This window comes from Leifsonia stereocauli (genome assembly GCF_038432415.1).
Taxonomy (GTDB): domain Bacteria; phylum Actinomycetota; class Actinomycetes; order Actinomycetales; family Microbacteriaceae; genus Orlajensenia; species Orlajensenia stereocauli.
This window is the reverse complement of sequence record NZ_JBCAUN010000003.1, coordinates 327,572-345,147: the sequence shown is the minus strand read 5'-3', so window position 1 is coordinate 345,147 and position 17,576 is coordinate 327,572. Positions and strand designations below refer to the sequence as shown.

11 protein-coding genes are annotated in these 17,576 nt (G+C 67.5%); 3 read left to right on the top strand and 8 right to left on the bottom strand.

The window, feature by feature from the left end; all coding sequences use genetic code 11:
• Nucleotides 1-25 precede the first annotated feature (25 nt).
• The 4 genes from AADV74_RS15660 to AADV74_RS15645 form a co-directional block, all read right to left on the bottom strand.
• Nucleotides 26-4,711 (bottom strand): PKD domain-containing protein, encoded by a 4,686-nt coding sequence (locus tag AADV74_RS15660; protein WP_342115814.1) that lies wholly within the window; start codon nt 4,709-4,711, stop codon nt 26-28.
• Between the two features lie 109 nt (nt 4,712-4,820).
• The gene (locus AADV74_RS15655; RefSeq protein WP_342115812.1) at nt 4,821-5,450 is read right to left on the bottom strand and encodes a DUF4352 domain-containing protein; all 630 of its coding nucleotides are present in this window, start codon (nt 5,448-5,450) and stop codon (nt 4,821-4,823) included.
• 115 nt (nt 5,451-5,565) lie between these two features.
• Entirely contained in the window at nt 5,566-7,671 is a 2,106-nt protein-coding gene (locus AADV74_RS15650; RefSeq protein WP_342115809.1) for a right-handed parallel beta-helix repeat-containing protein, read from the bottom strand.
• Nucleotides 7,672-7,863: 192 nt separating this feature from the next.
• Complete coding sequence (locus AADV74_RS15645; RefSeq protein WP_342115807.1) at nt 7,864-9,981, bottom strand: acyltransferase family protein; 2,118 nt, start codon at nt 9,979-9,981, stop codon at nt 7,864-7,866.
• 174 nt (nt 9,982-10,155) lie between these two features.
• Here AADV74_RS15645 and AADV74_RS15640 point away from each other — a divergent pair, with 174 nt between their 5' ends.
• Complete coding sequence (locus tag AADV74_RS15640) at nt 10,156-11,265, top strand: polysaccharide pyruvyl transferase family protein (RefSeq protein WP_342115804.1); 1,110 nt, start codon at nt 10,156-10,158, stop codon at nt 11,263-11,265.
• Nucleotides 11,262-12,764 (top strand): lipopolysaccharide biosynthesis protein, encoded by a 1,503-nt coding sequence (locus tag AADV74_RS15635; protein ID WP_342115802.1) that lies wholly within the window; start codon nt 11,262-11,264, stop codon nt 12,762-12,764. Before AADV74_RS15640 ends, AADV74_RS15635 begins: the two co-directional genes overlap by 4 nt.
• Nucleotides 12,765-12,773: 9 nt before the next feature.
• Here AADV74_RS15635 and AADV74_RS15630 read toward each other — a convergent pair whose 3' ends face one another.
• Nucleotides 12,774-13,817 carry a DUF6492 family protein gene (locus AADV74_RS15630; protein WP_342115799.1) on the bottom strand — a complete coding sequence of 348 codons (1,044 nt, stop codon included), beginning with the start codon at nt 13,815-13,817 and terminating at the stop codon, nt 12,774-12,776.
• A 141-nt stretch (nt 13,818-13,958) separates the two neighbouring features.
• Between AADV74_RS15630 and AADV74_RS15625 the strand changes: the two genes are divergently transcribed.
• A complete protein-coding gene (locus tag AADV74_RS15625; RefSeq protein WP_342115796.1) occupies nt 13,959-14,432 on the top strand; it encodes an FAD synthase family protein in 474 nt (157 codons plus the stop codon).
• Nucleotides 14,433-14,444: 12 nt separating this feature from the next.
• Here the strand turns inward: AADV74_RS15625 and AADV74_RS15620 are convergent, their stop codons facing one another.
• From AADV74_RS15620 to AADV74_RS15610, 3 genes are all read right to left on the bottom strand, one after another.
• Nucleotides 14,445-15,515, bottom strand: coding sequence for an acyltransferase family protein (locus AADV74_RS15620; protein WP_342115793.1), 1,071 nt, complete (start codon nt 15,513-15,515; stop codon nt 14,445-14,447).
• A gap of 19 nt (nt 15,516-15,534) precedes the next feature.
• Nucleotides 15,535-16,548, bottom strand: coding sequence for an acyltransferase family protein (locus AADV74_RS15615; RefSeq protein ID WP_342115791.1), 1,014 nt, complete (start codon nt 16,546-16,548; stop codon nt 15,535-15,537).
• 228 nt (nt 16,549-16,776) lie between these two features.
• Nucleotides 16,777-17,418: a GTP pyrophosphokinase gene (locus AADV74_RS15610; protein WP_342116391.1), complete on the bottom strand. Its 642-nt coding sequence runs from the start codon at nt 17,416-17,418 to the stop codon at nt 16,777-16,779.
• Between the last annotated feature and the right edge of the window lie 158 nt (nt 17,419-17,576).

The following is a 17,576-nucleotide window of genomic DNA, read 5'->3' as shown; positions in this document are numbered from 1 at the left end:
CACTGCCTCCGTCGTCGTGGTGTCGCTACTGCGTGGCGCCGGCCCAGAGGTTGTCGAAGCTGGCGGTGACGGGAGCGTTCGTGACGGCGGTCGGCGTGAAGTACTGCAGTCCCACGCCTCCCGCTGCCTGAAGGGCCGCCGTCGAGTCGGTGACCGAGGTCTGCCAGGCAGCAGGCTCGGAGTCACCCATCTTCCACACCTTCGCGCGGATGGTGGTCGGCGAGGTGCCGAACACCTGGACCCGCACGTTGAGCTGGTCGCCGGCCGCGTACACGACCCCCGGAACCGAGAGCGTCGGGCCGTTCGTGGCGGAGAGGGTCACGGTGCCGCTGGGGTAGAACCGCAGCTTCGCTCCGTAGGTGGTGGTGCCGACGACCCGACCGAAGACCGAGGCGTAGACTCCGGTCCCGGTTGCCGGCTTGTCGAGCGACACCGCCACCTTCACGTCGGTGTCGGTCGACGACACGTTGCGCAGGTATCCCGTCGTCGTGTAGCCGAGGGCTGGCGTCATCTTTCCAGCACCGCCGGCGACCGAGAAGGCTGCCGCGCCGCCGGTGAGCGACCACGGACCGCCGACGTCAGCCGTGCCCCACGAACTGGACGCCGTCCGGCCGAACAGGTCGGTGGCGTAGATCGTCGGGCCCGGAGGCGCCGCGACGGTGATCGTGGACGTCGTGACACCGGTGCCTCCCCTGTTGTCGGTGACGGTGAGGGTCACGGTGTACGTCCCGGATGCGGCGTAGACGTGGGCCGCCGGAGTGGGACCCGTCGCCGTTCCGCCGTCGCCGTAGTTCCACCCGTAAGAGGCGATGGTGCCATCGGGATCCGACGAACCAGACCCGTTGACCGTCACCGAGAGGTTGGACACGTTCGACGTGAAGGAGGCCGTCGGCAGCACGTTGGGCGGAGGCGCCGTCACGCTGACGCTGGCCGTGGTCACCGTCGCCGCTCCGTCGTCATCCGTCACGGTCAGCGTGACCGTGTAGGTGCCGGCCGAACCGTAGGTGTGGTCCGTGAGCTCTCCCGATCCCGTTCCGCCATCACCGAAGTTCCAGGCGTAGCCGGCGATGGTCCCGTCGGAGTCCGAGGATGCCGAGGCGTCGACCGACAGCTTGAGGAAGGCGGCCGATGACGTGAACGACGCCGTCGGAGCCACGTTGGGCGGCGGAGCCGGAGCCACCGTGACGGATGTGGTCTTCGTGTTCGTGCCTCCCTCATCGTCGGTGACGGTCAGGCTCACGGTGTACGTCCCGGCAGCGGCGTAGGTGTAGCTCGCCGTGGGGCCGCTCGCGGTCGCGCCCGGCACTCCGAAGTTCCACGCGTAGCCGACGACGGTCCCGTCGGAGTCTGTCGAGCCCGACCCGTCAGCCGCGACGGCGAGGTTGGTGATCACCGTCGAGAATGCAGCCGTGGGCAGGACGTTCGGCGGCGGACTCGACACTGTGACCGTCGACGAGGTCGTCGCCGTGCCACCGCGGTTGTCGGTCACCGTCAGGGTCACGACGTAGTCGCCACCCGTGGCGTACGGGTGGGCGGCCGTTGCTCCGGTCGCCGTCCCGCCGTCTCCGAAGTTCCACGCGTAGCCGACGATGCTGCCATCGGGGTCCGACGACGCCGAACCGTCGACCGACACCGTCTTCACGCCGGGGGTGGCGGTGAAGCTCGCCGTCGGCGTGACGTTGGGCGTTGTTCCGGTGCCGAGTGCGTAGTGGGCTGCGATGGTGTCGGAGTCGAGCTCCGCGCTGTACACGGCGGCATCATCGATCGTCGCGTTGAGGAACGAACTCGACGATCCCCATGTGATGTCGCCGCCGACTCGCCAGTAGCCGTCGTAGGCCTGGGCGGCCGTCTGCGGGTTGGTGCCGTTCAAGGCGCCGTCCACGTAGAGCTTCATGCCGTCGCCGGCCTGAGTCGCCACCACGTGGTGCCAGACGCCGTCATTGAAGGCGCCGTTGGTCGTGATCGTGTTCAGCTGGCCGGTGTAGGTACCGAAGACGATCTTGCCGTCATCCTGCAGGTACACGTGTCGGTCGTAGCTGCTCGACGTTCCGCTCGCGGCGTCACCGAATCCGATGAGCTTCCCGCCCGAGGTGGTCGTGGTCTTGAACCAGGCCTCGAGCGAGTAGACGGTCGGGTTGCTGACCGGCACGGTGCTCACGACCACGCCGTTGGAACCGTTGAACGATGCTGCCTTGTTCGTGGTTCCAGCGATGGCGCCGGCGGCCTGCTTGGTGACGCCGCCCTGGTAGCTGCCCGGGTTCTGGAAGATGCCGGAGTCGGCGGCGGTTCCTGCCCCCACCGCGTCGTTCAGCCTCCAGTAGAAGTCCGGGTTGTCGCTGTACACGCGAGCGCCGTAGCTGTCGGCCGGAGCCGTGGGCAGGGCACTCGTGCGCCCGGAGGCGGTGTAGTGCTCATTGACCTGCTGGATGCTCTGCGCCTGCGGGTAGATGGCGACGTCGTCGATGGAGCCGTTGAAGAAGTTGGCACCCTCCCACGACGTGTCACCGCCGATCCGCCAGTAACCCGAGTAGTTCTGGCCTGCCGTCACATCAGTGCGCTGTCCGACCCGGACACCGTCGATGAAGAGCTGCATGCCTGTCGGGCCGAGGTTCGCGACGACCTGGTGCCATTGGCCGTTGTTCAGGCCAGGAGCGCTCTGCAGGACTGCGGAGGAGCCGACCCACACGCCGAACTTGACCCGACCCGAACCATCCATGTAGATGTGGCGGTCGTAGTTGTTCGAGGTGCCGGTGGTCCTGTCGCCGAAGCCGACGATCTTGCCGCCCGCCGTGCTCGTCGTCTTGAACCACGCCTCGATCGAGACGTTGTTCGGTCCGACGATCGGATCCTGGCTTGCTGCGAATCCGCTGCCGGTTCCGTTGAAGGTGGATGCGGTGTTCGAGTCGCCGTTGATGGCGCCCGTCGCTCCTCGTCCGACTCCGGCGCCTGCCACCGCGTCCGACATTCCCGCCCAGTCGTAGACGGTGGAGCCGCTGGATTCTCCGAGGCGCCAGTAGTCGGTCGGCGAGTCATCGAGGACCGCCTGCGCGTACGGGCTGATCGTTCCACTGGCCGCGATGGTCACCGGCACGTTCGCACCCAGGAAGGTGTTCCCTGTCGGATCGGTCACCCTGATCCGATAGTTGTACGTCTGCCCTGGTGTGAGCCCGGTGTCCACGAAGTTCGTCGTGGGTCTCGTGTAGAAGTTGGAACTCACCGTCTTGGTGAAGACAGGGGTCGCCGTGGCGTTGTTGCGGATCACCTCGTACTTGAGGGCCGCGTTGTCACGGTCGTAGTTGGCCAACCAGCTCACACGAGCGGTGCCTGCGGCGAAGGAGACCACGTTCGGCACGAAGTTCGTGCCCGAGAGGCGCGGACCCTCCTTGTTGGTCGCGAGGCTGCGCTTCGCGAAGCGCACCAGACCCTGCGTTCTCACGCTGTTGACGATGGTGAACTCTCCTCCGTAGAGGATGTAGTCGCTGTTGCCGTTCACGTTCCAGGCACCCTGGCCGGTGCCCGTGAAGGAGCCGGTGTTGATGTCGGGGAACCAGTCCAGCAGGTTCGGACGGGGGGTCCCGGCCCAGTTGGTGTAGCCGTAGGGGTCGTTGGTGATGGTGCCGCCGACCGCCTTGGAGAAGGCGAGCGCGCGGTGCATCGTCCAGGTCGGCTCGGTCTGCGGGAAACCGCCGATGTTCCCGCAGTAGTGGGCGTGGGAGGCCGTGTAGACGACGTCGCCCATCGGGAAGACGCTGTACGAGTCACCGTGGCAGTCCTCGATCCACTTGATGTCTCCTGTGTCCCAGCTGGCGAAGAACGTCCCCTCGAGAGTGCCGAGGCCGTAGTGGGCTCCGACGCCGTAGACCCCGTCCTCGTCAGCGGCCAGGTTGAAGATCATCGAATCGGTGTCGGCATTGCGCACCCGCGTGTTGACGTTGAAGGGCAGCATGGCTGCAGTGGCGCCGTCGAGTGATGCCAGGCCGTATCCGGGGTTGGACTGACCGTTCACCGATTGGAAGTCGCCGCCGAGGATGACCTTCGAACCATCGCTCTTGATGACCACGCTCAGCGGGCCGCCGTTGGCGATGACGGGATTCCACTGGGTCTTCAGCGTCCCGCCGGTGGAGTAGGCGACGGCTCCAGTGCGCGCCTGCCCGTTGGCTGTGGTGAATGACCCGACGACGTAGACGGTGCTGTTCGCCACCGCGACGGCCGCTGCGCGCCCGTTCAGCACAGGAGCGAACGGAAGCAGGGCACCCGTCGAGGTGTTGAACGCTGCGACGCGGTAACGCGTGGCTCCGGCGATCGAGGTGAAGTTGCCCACGACGTAGAGCGTCGACTTGTCGGGCGAGAGGGTCATACCGCGGATGCGGCCGTTTGCGTTCGGCGCCCAGTTCGTCATCACGCCGTTCGTGATGTTGTACGACATCAGGTGCGTGCGGGTCACCGTGTTCACACCGGCAGCGGACCCTGCGGGTCGGGCATTCTGGAAATCGCCACCCACGAAGACTGTGTTGCCTGCCACCTGCTGATTCCAGACGACACCGTCGATCTGCGGGGTGGGGAGGGCATCAGCCGACACGGTCTCGGGTGTCGTCGGATCCGGCGGAGCTGTGTCCGCGGTCGCCGGTTGAGCGGCCACCAGGACCAGTCCGGCGGAGAGAGCGATCGCAGTGGCGAAAGACAGGATGCGCGAGGATGCGGAAAAGCGCATGGGCAGGCCTCAGTTCGGGTTGTAGGCGTCTTTCGGGTAGACACCGACTTAGGCGCGAGCTTAGTGAAATATCCTCAACGCCCATACCCCCCGAATGGGTACGAAAATCTCAGGCCGGGAATGCACCCTGGAATGCGACCACGGGTTCCCCGGGCTGGTAATCGAGGGTGATCAGGAGAAGCTCCCGATCCGCTTCCGGCACGTCGAAGACCAGCACGCCGTCGACTGACGCTCCAGCGGGAATCTCGGCCGGCAACTCCTTCACTCCGGGATTCGACATGTCCTGCGACGGCGTCTGGCTCGGGCCGTAGTAGACGTTCACGAGGGCGGAGGCGAGGGAGACAGGGGCGTCGGTCGAATTGGTGATGGTGATCGTGAATCGGATCGAGGGCCCGGCGACCTCGCCGGGCATCTTCGCCTCGGACTCGACAGCCTCGAAACCGGCCACTGCCGCGGTGACGCCCGGCGCGACAGGAGCCACCGAGCCGATGGGCACTGCGCTCTCCGTCGGGATGGTGCCGGTGGCGACCGGCGAGGAGGATGGGTCCGAGCTCGCCGAGCCGTCCGTGGCAGAAGCCGTGCCGTTCGTGGCAGAACCTGTCGGAGACGCAACCGGTGCGGTGGCGCGGGGGAGGAAGACGATCAGGGCGATCACCACCGCGACGACGGCGATGAGCGCGACTCCGATCCACACAGCTCGTGAGCGTGTACGCACCGAACCGTCGTCACCTGTAGTCATCGCGATCCTTTCGCCGACTGCGGCCCCCGGAGGGGCCGCAGTCACTGGTCGAGCTCCTCGGTCGAGCCGACCGTGGGATCAGTTATACATGACCGGGCCGGTCATCCGGCCGCCATCAGCCGTTTTTGACCTTGACCAGGGCGCCGTCGTTCGAGTAGTAGTTCCGCTGCACGTCGAGGACGGACGTCTTGGGTGCGATGATCGCGCAGTCGTACAACTTGGTCGAACGCCCGAACGTGTTGTCGAGCACGCGCATCCCGGTGATCGGGCCAAGTGAGCCCTGGGCGACGTTGATCGTGCACGCTCCACCGTCGGCGAAGTTGTTCGAGAACACGATGTTCGACACCTTCGTGCGGTCCTGAGTGATCTGCACAGCCGCATTGTGCGAACCGGTGATCGTGTTGCCCGTGATGGTGATGTTCGATCCACCCTGGATCTGGATCGAGTCGTCGTGCGTCGGGGTGTTGTTGCGCAGCGGGTCCTTCTCGAAGTGCTGGTTGTCATGCATCCAGGACTTGCTGATCGTGACGTCACCGGCGGTCAGGTGAACCGTGTCCTCGACATGGTGGATGTTCACCCGAGTCGCGGTGAAGTTCGAGCCCATGATTCCGTTGGCGCGCTGTCCCAGCGATGCCACCTCCGTGTCGGTGATGACGAGGCGCGGGTAGTGCCCGAGGTTGTTGATGAGCGCGACGGGGACGTCACGCACCCGACCGTGGACGACCGTGTTCTTGATCGTCACGTCGGCAGCCTGAACGATGATGCTTCCGCGCACGTCCAACCCGCTGACGACAGTTCCCGCCGTCTTCACATAGAGGTCGCCATCGTGGATCGTGAGCTTCGTTCCAGCGGGGACGCCGGTGTTGGTCGCGTTCGGCGCACCCGTCGTCGGCTTGGGAACCGTCGGCTTCGGCGTAGCCGTGGGAGTCGGGGTCGGGGTCGGGGTCGGCGTCGCGGTCGGCTGCGGCGTGGCAGTCGGCTGCGGCGTGGCGGTCGGCTTCGGCGTTGTCGGCGGCTTCGGAGCGGTGGTCGGAGCCGAACCGCCGGGACCGATCTCGCCGACGACGGCGACGGACAGTCGTACGCTGGCCGCACTGTTCGTGAGCGTCAGCACGGGCTTGCCGGCTACGACAGGGACGACGACGGTGTTGGTCGACGCCTGGCCCTTGCCAGCGAGGAGCACGACGCTGGGGGCGCAATTCGCCGGAGTGGTGCGGTCCAGGCAGGTGGTGACACGGGTGTCACGCCACGCGCCGACGCCGGTCACGCGGACGACGGCCTGGGTGGCCGTCGACGACAGACCCGCGAGGCGGAAGGCCGAGCTGGCGCCGGGCTTCAGCACGATGGATGCCGGTGCCGCGGCTGCGACCGGCGCGAAGGCCGTGTCTGTGGCCGATGCGCGGATGAATCCGCGTGCGTCGACGCGGAGGGATCCGGTCCCGGCGTTGTTGTAGAGCTGGATCTGCTTGCCCGAGGCTCCTCCGAGCTTGACGATCGCGAAGGTGTCGCGAGCGCCGACGGCGTTCGGGTTGAAGGTCGAGGTAGCGGCACAGTCCGCCCGCGGCTGACCAGCCGGGCAGGCAGCGACGTAGCTCGGTCCGGTGAAGCCGGACGAGTGGATGTTGACGGCGACCGCGGTGGCGTCGGCCGGAACGTTCGGGATGGTGACGGTGGAGAGTTCGCGCGCACCGATCGCGAAGGACGAACCGTTCACCGGCTTCGCGACCTCCGAGTAGCCGCCAGAGGCGGTGGCCGAGCCGCGTGGAACGACGTACCCCTCCACGTCGGCTGCGACCAGGACGCTGCGCGTCGCATTGATCGTGAATGCCTTCGTGGTCGGGTCGATCGGCACGAGCACCGGACTCGAGGTGGCGACGCCGGACATCGCGGTCAGAACGGGGCGGCTGCGGCAGTCCGCCGTCGCCGTGGTTCCGGGGCAGACCGACACGGCGGATGCCGCTGCTGCCCGGGCGGCGGTGAGCACGACCCAGGCTGCAGTGGCACCGGTCGGCGCTTCGGTGAAACGGCCGACGACTTTGCCCTGTGCGGGGATGGTCACCGGGGCGAGGACGCGCTCGGGCGCGACAGCCTGGTAGCCGGATGGCTGGGGTGCTGCTTCTGCAGCGGAGGTCCACCCGGCAAGGGTGGATGCACTGAGTACCGTCGCGAGCGCGACGACGAGGCCGGTCATACGGCGGCGGTACAGGGTCTTCTTCAGCATCGATCTCTCCTACGGACGAGCATGGGGGGTAGGGGCTTGATCGGGAAACCCACCACTTCGGGGTGGGACGCCACCAGTTCGGGGCGATAAGGCCACCCGTTCGGGGGTGGTCAGGCCACGATAGCCTGCGCGCATCGGCCTGTCACATCGGCGTGAGAGAGCTCTCATGGAGCACCGACGAAACGCTCGGACTCAGAGCGAACCGGTTGCCGCCACCTTCTCGGCGAGGTATGGAGCCAGCGTGGTGGCGTACAGCGCGGTCAGGTGATTGCCGTCGCCGTAGACGAGGACGTCGCCGACGATCGTCGAGCAGCGATCGGCCGTGCACAGGAAGTCGTTCATGTCGATGACATCGACAGAGCCCTCGTTCTGCGCCGCCAGGACCTGCGGGTCCGGCACGATCGCGCGTTCACGGGCGACGCTGCAGACCGCCGCGGCGTCACTGTGCTCGTTCTCGAGGACGCAGGTCGGAGCGTCGTAGATGCCGCCGTTCGATGGCTGTGCGATGTCCCGTAGGACCACGACGCGCGCACCCCCTGCGATGACGGGCGCCCAGGCCGCGCGCATTCGTGCGGCCTCCGCCTTCTGCTGCTCGACCGGTTTCGCCCCTCCCCCCACCAAGGTGCTGCGCGCGGAGACGAACACGACGTCGAAATGTCCGGCGACGATCTCCCGCAGGGCCTTCGCATTCCAGTCGGAGCATCGGCGTTCGCTGCCGTTGGCACCGGCCGGCAGCACCTGCAGGAAACAGCCGGCGCGCAGGAAGGTCTCGAGATGCCAGCCCTCGTCGTCCGCGATGACGCTGAGCGGCGCGAGCCACTGCGAAGCGTGCGAGTCGCCGGCGAGCGCGACCCGCGGCGCGGCGGACGACGACGAGCCGAAGTCGCAACTGCGCACGGCATCGGACCCATTCGCCTGCTGGCATCCGGCTGAGGTGGGTCGCCGCGCGATGAGCGGATCAGGGTAGATCTCGTCGCCGGACGTATCACTCGATGATGGGCAGGCACCGGAGTCGGCGAGCGCAGAAGCGCCGAAGCACTCGATCGTCAGCGGATCGCCGAGGGACTTCATGGCGGATTCCGCGCTGGCGATGCGCGCAGAACTCGATGCCCAGGCGACGCCGCCGACGGATGAGACGATCAGCATCCCGCAGAGGGCACCGATGAAGATGGTGCGCCGCCGCGGCTCCCCGGCCGCCCGTCGCCAGGGGAGGGGACCCGCGCGCAGCGGGTCCTCGAGGAATCTCTTGGAGAGCCATCCGACGCCAAGCGATGCGATCAGAATCGCGACCTTGAGCGGGCCACCCAGGGGTTGTTGGAGGACGACCGGCACGATGACGATGAGAGGCCAGTGCCACAGGTAAACGGAATAGGAGATGTCGCCGACCACCTGCACCGGCCGCCAGCGCATCGCGGGCGCGAGGGAGAAGCGTCCGGGCGGCGAACCGCCGGCGATGACCGCCGCCGCACCGAACACCGGCAGGAGCGCTGTCCAACCGGGGAACGGGGTCGTGGAGGTGTACACGACGGCGGTGAAGAGTATGGCGGCGAGGCCGACCCACGTCGACAGGATTCCCTGCCACGGCCGCAGCCGCACGAGAGGCAGGAAGACCGCCAGGAGCGCGCCTGCCGCGAACTCCCAGATGCGGCCGAAGGTGTTGAAGTACGCACTGGCCTGATCTGCATCCGTGGACAGGATGGAGAACAGCAGAGACGCCGCACCGACGATGCCGACGACCAGCCCGAGCGAGCGCCGGGTGGCCGATCGGTTCGCTCGCCGCAGCAGGGCCCAGCTCAGCAGCAGCAGGAGCGGCCAGACCAGGTAGAACTGCTCCTCCACGGAGAGTGACCAGTAATGCTGGACGCTCGAATCGGATGCCGCGGCTCCCAGGTAGTCGACCGAGTTGGCCACCAGCGCCCAGTTCTCGACGTAGAAGGCGCTCGCGACGATCTGTTGACCCGTGTCGTTCCACGTGGTCTGCGGCATCCATATCAGCGTGGTGATGCCCACCACCATGAGCACGACGAGGGCCGCAGGCAGGAGGCGGCGAATCCGGCGCACGTAGAAGTCGGTGAGGGAGAAGCTGCCGCGCTCGACGACGCCACGCATGATGTGGGAACTGATCAGGTAGCCGGAGATGACCAGGAACACGTCGACGCCGACATATCCCCCCTGCAGGTATGCGGGCCACAGATGGTAGAGCACCACCAGCAGCACGGCGACGGTGCGGAGGGCCTGGAGCTCGGGAAGGCGGCCGTCTCGGGTAGTCGTCGTGCGAGGAGCTTCTGCTTCCATCGTGCTCGGGCGCATCGTGTGTCAACACTACGGCCAGACCCCCGCACCTCGGCACGCCCCCTTAACGGGGCACATGACGCTGCGAGCAGGTGGGATCCTGCAGCCGAGCGGCTAGTCTCTGGGAATGCTGACACGGTGGGGCCGAACCGCGAGCGCGCTCGGAGTTCCTCGACGGACCCCTGCGCCGCGATGAGAGTCCTCGTGCTCTGGGCCGACGACCTCTCACCGAATCTCGGCGTGCGGGTTCTCGCCGAGGGAAACGCGGCGCTGGTGCGACGAGTCTGGCCCGATGCCCAGTTCACCTTCCAGAACTCGGGCCGCCCGCTCTCCGAGCTGCCGGTCGGCCGATTCCGATCGTTGCTACGTGAGCGAGTGACCGGGGAGAAGGGGATGATGCGCTGGCTGCGCTCCTTCGACCTGGTGATCGACACCCGCTCGGGCGACAGCTTTGCCGACATCTACGGCTGGCGCCGTCACGGCATGATGTCGGCTGTTCTGCACACGGCCGCGGCGGCCGGGGTTCCCGTCGTCCTCGGACCTCAGACGATCGGCCCATTCACCACTCTGCTCGGGCGTCGGCTCGGAGTACGCAGCCTCCGCCAGGCCTCCCTCGTGATGGCGCGTGATTCCGCGAGTGCGGAATACGCGCGGTCTCTGGGCGAGCATGTAGACGTCGTGACGACGGATGTCGTGTTCGCACTGCCGGTGCCCGAGATCGAGCGCACCCGCGACGTCGTGCTGAACATCTCCGGTCTGCTCTGGCGAGAGAACCCCCACGTCGACTCCGCCTCGTACCGCGCGATCGTGACCGAGCTGTACGCCGCGCTGCGGGCCGACGACCGCCGGGTCACCCTCCTCGCACACGTGCTGGACTCTTCATCAGCCGACAACGACGTACCGGCCGTCCGTGAGTTCTCGGAGACGATCGCCCCGGATGCCGAGGTCGTCGTCCCCGCAGATCTCGACGACGTGCGACGTGTCGTCGCATCCGCGCAGCTCGTCATCGGGTCACGCATGCACGCCTGCCTCAACGCGCTGTCCGTCGGCACCCCCGCAATCGCGTTGGCGTACTCGCGCAAGTTCGCTCCTCTGCTCGCCGACCTCGGATGGGCCCACACCGTGGGCCTGGACAGGCCGGATTCCGCCGTCGCCGGCGTGCTGGCCGCTGCCGCGTCGCCCACCCTCCTGCACGATGCCGCCGACGTGCGGGAGCGTGCGCAGACGCTGTTGGTTCCGGCCGTCGTGGCTCTCGAGAGCCTCGGGGCCGTCACGACCGCGCGAGACGGCGGCGGCGCGTGAGCGAATCCGGCGCTCCTCCCGGAGACGGCTCGTCCGGACTCGGGGCCCGGGCCGCCCGCGGCGCAGCCGTGACGGTGGGCGGGCAGGGCATCCGGATCCTCATCCAAGTCGTCTCGGTCGTCACTCTCGCACGCCTCCTGAGTCCGCAGGACTACGGCCTGGTCGCGATGGTGCTCGCCGTCGTCGGAGTGGCCGAGATCTTCCGTGACTTCGGGCTCTCGTCGGCCGCCGTGCAGGTGCCGCTGCTGTCCCGCGGACAGCGGGACAACCTGTTCTGGATCAACACCGGGCTCGGGGTGGTACTGGCCGGCATCGCCCTGCTCGCGGCACCGCTCGTCGGCCTGCTCTATCGAGAACCGGATGTCGTGGCACTGACGCAGGTGCTCTCGCTCACATTCGTGCTGAACGGTCTGGCCGCGCAGTATCGCGCGGACCGCAACCGGCAGCTGAAGTTCGCGGTGCTGGCCCTCAGCGACGTCGGCGGGGCGGCGATCGGACTCGGAGTCGCCATCAGCACCGCGCTGCTCGGATGGGGATACTGGGCACTCGCGGCTCAGCAGCTCACCCAGGGCCTGGTCGCACTGGTCGTGCTCGTCGGCAGCGCACGCTGGCTGCCGCGCCTCCCTGATCGCTCGGCCGACGTCCGCGGGCTGCTGCGCTTCGGTTGGCATCTCGTCGGCACTCAGCTCGTGGGCTACATCACCAACAACATCGACAGCGTGATCGTGGGCGTGCGCTTCGGGGCCGCTCAGCTCGGCATCTACAGCCGTGGCTTCCAGCTGCTCATGCAGCCGCTCGGCCAGCTGCGTGCACCGACGACGACGGTCGCCCTCCCCGTGCTGTCGCGCCTGCAGAACGATCCGGCGCGCTACGACGAGTTCCTCGTGCGCGGCCAGCAGGCACTCGGCTACACCCTCGTGGCCGGCCTCGGCGTCGTCGTCGCGGCAGCGGATCCGCTGGTCGCCATCCTGCTCGGCCCGCAGTGGCAGGAGGTTGTCCCCATCCTGCGGATCCTGGCAGCTGCCGGCGCCTTCCAGACCCTCGCCTACGTCGGATACTGGGTCTATCTGTCACGCGCACTCACGTCGGATCTCTTGCGCTACTCCATGGTCACCAGCGTTGTGAAGATCGCCTGCATCCTGATCGGCTCCTACTGGGGCATCATCGGCGTGGCGATCGGGTACGCGGCGGGCCCGGCCATCGCCTGGCCGATCTCGATCATCTGGCTCTCGACCCGCACGACGATCCCCGCGCGCCGGCTCGTCCTCGGAGCGCTGCGGATGCTGGCCGTCGCCACGGTCGCTGCGGGGGCCGGGTGGTTGGCCGCCGTGGCGAGCACCGCGCTCGGAGTCGTGGCGGAAGCCGCCATCGCCATCGGCGTGACGCTGGCCGTGTACGCGATCATCGCGTTGATCATCCCTCCCGTACGCCGGGACGTGGCGGGGATCATCGCGATAATGCGGCTCGTGCCCGCTGCACGGCGCGGCCGCTCGGCCTGACCTTCAGCGTCAGACCGCAGGTCCTGTACGGCCGGGCAGTCGCCGGGCCACGGACCGCGCCGTGCGACGCGCGACGGCGAGCACTCTGGGCGGGAGCTCTCGCAGCCTCCGGCCGTGCCGGGCCCGCTCGAAGTCTGCCCGGAAGCCGGTGACGAAGGCCTCCGCCTCCGCCAGATCCTCGAAGAGGCCGCTGCGTACCCAGAACGAGCAGAGAAGGGCGGTGGGCTCCGGATCCAGATTCGCCAGAGCCGTGCGGTGGATGCTGAACAGTGGAGCCGTGGCCTCGTCGGCAGCCTCGATGGCCGCCTGAACCGGGCCGGACTGCGCCGTGCTCGGCCAGATGTTCGGACTCGATGGCTGGTCCAGGGAGAAGGCTTCGTCGAGGGTCGTCCCGTGCGAGAGCAGCCAGCTCGAGTAGAGGAAGAACTCGGTGAGCTCCCGTCCCACGAATTCACGAGCGAAGGTTCGCCCCGAGCGCTCCTCGATCCCGGCGATCATGCCGGTCACTGCGTCGGCGTCGAGCACGACAGGCGTGATCGTCGCGGTGAACCGGTCGAGGTGCGCATCCGCGTCGAGGCCGCAGTATGCGAGGACACGCTCGAGGTCGTGGCGCAACGGGTGGTCGCGATAGCTGTGAGCTCGCCCCCGGGGCCGACCGTCGGCCGCCACGAAGAAGTCGGCCGCTGGGCTGCGCACGAAGTGGTTCTTCGCGTCGAGCACGACGTAACGCCGCCCGGGGATCGACGCCGCGACTGCGAGCTTCAGCACCTGCTGGGCGCGCCATCCGCTCGCGCTCGGCAGGGCGGTGATGTCCGCAGGCCGCAGGACACTCACGACCGGAGCGTGCACGCCGTACTCGGCGGTGAGCCGGGACCGCTCGGCATCCGTCATGCCCGTTGCCGAATTGTCGATGACGATCACCCGCTCGACCTCGTCGGCCGGAAGGTGACGAGCCATGGAACGGGCCTGCAGGCGTTGCAGTGCGAACTCCGACTCGAACACGACGCCGACGAAGGTCCCGGCGCGGAGGTCGTGCGGTGGGGATGTCACCACGGGCGTGATCCTCTCCTGCTGTGCCGACCGGCTGAGCGCGACTCTAGCCTTACACCGCTGTCGACGCTAGCATCGTGAGCAACTCTCACACCCGATCGTCGCGAGCAGTCCGCTCCCGCCCAGAGAGAACCCGAGGTATCAATGGACGCCCCTGCACGGCCGCCTGCCCCCGCCCGAATCGGCTATGCCGCCGGAGCCTTCGATCTCTTCCATGTCGGGCACCTGAACCTGCTCAAGCATGCCAAGAGCGCTTGCGACTACCTGATCGCCGGTGTCGTCTCGGACGAGATGCTCGAGCTGACCAAGGGCGCGGCCCCCATCGTCCCGCTGGCGGAACGACTCGAGATCGTGCGCCACATCTCCTACGTGGATGAAGTGCACGCCGAGGTGGTCCCCGACAAGCTCGACACATGGAAGGACGTCGGCTTCACCGTGTTCTTCAAGGGGGATGACTGGCGCGGTACAGAGAAGGGCAGCCGCCTCGAGCGGGAGTTCGGCGACGTCGGCGTCGAGGTGGTGTACTTCCCGTACACGGTGCACACGTCGAGCACGGCGTTGCGCCGCGCGCTCGACCTGCTCGATCAGGGCCGGCAGTCCGCGATCGCTGCGGACTAGCGACGACCGTCGTCAGCGCACGGCGTCCGGCTGTCGCCGCGCGGGCGTGGTCGACGAAGTCGCCCAGGAGGCGACCGGGACGGTGAAGATGCCGGGCACGTCACGCAGCGGGGTGTACACCGCGAGAGCGATCGCGATCGATGCCGCGCACAGCAGGATCGGCACGACGGCTGCGACGACGGACGGGATCACCACGCCGGTCGCGACGATGACCGCGGCGACCGCGATCATCGGAAAGGTGTGCACCAGGTAGATCGGCAGCGTCCGGGACCCGAGTCTGGCCAGGATGCCGAAGCCTCGCCAGCGCGCCAGAACGACGGACACGGCGATGCCGACGACGACCGCGAGGATGCCGAGGCCGAGAAGCACGAACGGCACGTGCAGGAGCTGGAACTTGACCGCTGCGGCCACCGTCACTGCGTAGACCGCCGTTACTGCGAGTGCGTGCCACCAGGTCGCCCTCGGCGCGACCGAGCGCACCCAGTCCCCGATCAGAAGCGCGAGCAGGAAGAACACGAAGTACCGGCCCATCTTGTCCCACGCCGTTCCGGTGTGCAGGAACCCCGTCCCGAAGCCCACGGCGACGAGCGCAGCCACGGCCAGCGGGATGACCGGCGGCAGCCGCCGTGTGAGCCAGGCCACCGTGAAGAAGATCGGCAGGGCGTAGATGAACCAGAGATTCGGGTTCGGAATCACGAGGAAGTCGATGAGGTGCCACCACGAGTCGGGCGCTGCCCCGGGGGAGATGGGGGGCATGGCCTGCATGTACAGCTGCTGGGCGATCACCCAGACGACGTAGAGCCAGAGCAGCAGGACGAGCCGACGCTGGAACAGCCCGCGGTAGGGCAGTGCGACGGCTCGAGCACCGAGCACCCCCGACATGAAGAAGAACAGCGGCATCCGGAAGGTGTCGAGCAGCGGATTGAGGACCGTCAGGGGGCCGACCGCCCCGGCGAGCCCGAGGTAGAGGGTGCTGTGGAACAGGACGACGAGGGTGATCGCGATGCCCTTCGCCGTGTCGATCCAGGCCAGCCTGCCGGATGCCGTGGCAGTCGCCGGCGCACTCGCGGTCGAGTCGCTCACGGGAGGACCTCGGCGGAGATCATGGCGTGCTGAGGGTCGGAGGCGGATCAGCGGTGATCGTCTTGGTCTGCGTACTTCGCCGGAACCGCAGCTCGGGGAAGGCGAACAGCAACCGCAGCCAGCTGTGTTTGGAGAGCCAGACCGCGAGCGTGCCGACGAGGAGGGCGCCGATGCCACCGACGACGATCATCGCGCCGTTGGGCACGCCGAGCGTCGATCCCAGCATGACGATCGCTGTGATGACGGGGAAGTGCGTGACGTAGTAGATCAGCGAGTTGCGTCCGACGAAGCGGATGGCCGCCGTTCCTCGCCGCGTCGTGGTGAGCTGGGCGATCTTCACCCCGCACAGCACTCCGACGACCGAGAAGATCGCGAGCAGGCCGTAGTAGCGCCAGGGCCCGTAGACCGCGGAGGCCACCCCGAAGCCGACGGCGATCGGCACCGAGGCCCAGATCCAACGACTGGCCAGGACCCGGTCGAGCACGGCCCGGTTCTCGGCGACGAGTTTTCCGAGGAAGAAGAATCCCATCAGGAAGAAGAATCGACGGCGGTTCATGTCATCGGTGAAGCCGGTCGCGACCCACGGGAGCAGCACGAGGATCCATCCCGGGACCCAGCGGACCAGCGGGGCGATCGCGTAGAACACCAGGATGTAGAGCAGGTACCAGAGGTACGACGTCGTCCACAGGTTGAACGAGAGCAGAGTGTTCGGCGACGGGAAAAGCAGGATCCACAGCACCGTCCACACCACGAACGGCCAGGCGATGAGGCGCAATTTGCCTGAGAAGTACGTGGGGAGCGGCTTCCGGAGGGAGGCGGGGAGAAGCATGCCCGAGAGGAACATGAGGGTCGGCATCCGGTACGGTGCGAAGAACTCGTTGAAGCCGATGAGCCAGTCGGGGGCGTGTCCGTAGCCGAAGCGCACCAGGATGCCCGAGGAATGCCAGAGGATCACGAGCAGGATGGCGCCGCCGCGCAGCGAGTCCATCCAGATCATGCGCGGCTTGGCGGTGGGGGCGAGCGGATCGGACATGCGCTCCCCTACCGGCGGGTCGCGTCAGCAGCGTGCAGCCGGGTCACGGGTGGGCCTCTCGGGCAAGGGCCGCCCGGCGTTCGGGCGATTCCCTCAGGATAGGCACCGATGCCCTCGCCGACAAGGTGCCCACCGGGCTTTTCCGGGCCGGCCCCGGCAGCGTCGCGCCGACCTGTCGCCCGTCGCACCACGCACATCTGGCGAGAATGGACGATTCCGTCGGTGACGTCAGGCCTCGAGGACCTGGGTGATTCGCGGGGCCGGGTGGCCGTGCACCTCCCGGTGCAGGCGCTCCATCGTCTCGTCGAGCCTGGCGGCGGTCTCGGCAGCCTCGGTCAGGCCGTCGACGAGGTGCTGCGGGACCTGCTTGTCGTACTTGTAATAGGTCTTGTGCTCGAGGCTCGCCCAGAAGTCCATGGCGATCGTGCGGAACTGCACCTCGACCGTGACGGGAACGGGGCCGTCGGAGAGGAAGACCGGCACCTCGAGGATGACGTGCAGGCTGCGGTATCCGTTGGGCTTCGGATGGGCGATGTAGTCCTTGATGCTCAGCACGCGAACATCCTGTTGCGCCGTGATCATGTCGACGATGCGGTAGACGTCGGAGACGAAGCTACAGGTGACGCGCACGCCCGCGATGTCTGTGATGGAGGAGCGGATGGCGTCGAACGAGGGCTCGATGCCCTTGCGGTCGAGCTTCTCGAGAACACCGTCGGTCGACTTGAGCCGGCAGGAGATGTGCTCGATCGGGTTGTGACCCTCGTGCTCGCTGAACTCCTCGCGCAGGATCGAGAGCTTCGTGACGATCTCGTCCATGCCGAACTTGTAGCGCTGCAGGAACCGACCGAACTCGTCACGCAGCGCCTTCATCTCGGCGAGGGTGTCGAGATCGAGCTGCTGGAACAGCTCGCTGGTTCGAGGGGTGAGGAGCGGCCGTGTGAGAGCGGTCAGCCTGGGCTTGTCATCGGGGATCGTGTCCACACCTCGACGCTACGCACCGCTCCTCCGCGATCCGTGTGAATCGACCA

Excerpts from the sequence above, each read along its gene's own strand:
- AADV74_RS15660 (WP_342115814.1), bottom strand. The coding sequence starts at position 4,711 with ATGCGCTTTTCCGCATCCTCGCGCATCCTGTCTTTCGCCACTGCGATC.
- AADV74_RS15655 (WP_342115812.1), bottom strand. The coding sequence starts at position 5,450 with ATGACTACAGGTGACGACGGTTCGGTGCGTACACGCTCACGAGCTGTG.
- AADV74_RS15650 (WP_342115809.1), bottom strand. The coding sequence starts at position 7,671 with ATGCTGAAGAAGACCCTGTACCGCCGCCGTATGACCGGCCTCGTCGTC.
- AADV74_RS15645 (WP_342115807.1), bottom strand. The coding sequence starts at position 9,981 with ATGCGCCCGAGCACGATGGAAGCAGAAGCTCCTCGCACGACGACTACC.
- AADV74_RS15640 (WP_342115804.1), top strand. The coding sequence starts at position 10,156 with ATGAGAGTCCTCGTGCTCTGGGCCGACGACCTCTCACCGAATCTCGGC.
- AADV74_RS15625 (WP_342115796.1), top strand. The coding sequence starts at position 13,959 with ATGGACGCCCCTGCACGGCCGCCTGCCCCCGCCCGAATCGGCTATGCC.
- AADV74_RS15615 (WP_342115791.1), bottom strand. The coding sequence starts at position 16,548 with ATGTCCGATCCGCTCGCCCCCACCGCCAAGCCGCGCATGATCTGGATG.
- AADV74_RS15610 (WP_342116391.1), bottom strand. The coding sequence starts at position 17,418 with ATGAAGGCGCTGCGTGACGAGTTCGGTCGGTTCCTGCAGCGCTACAAG.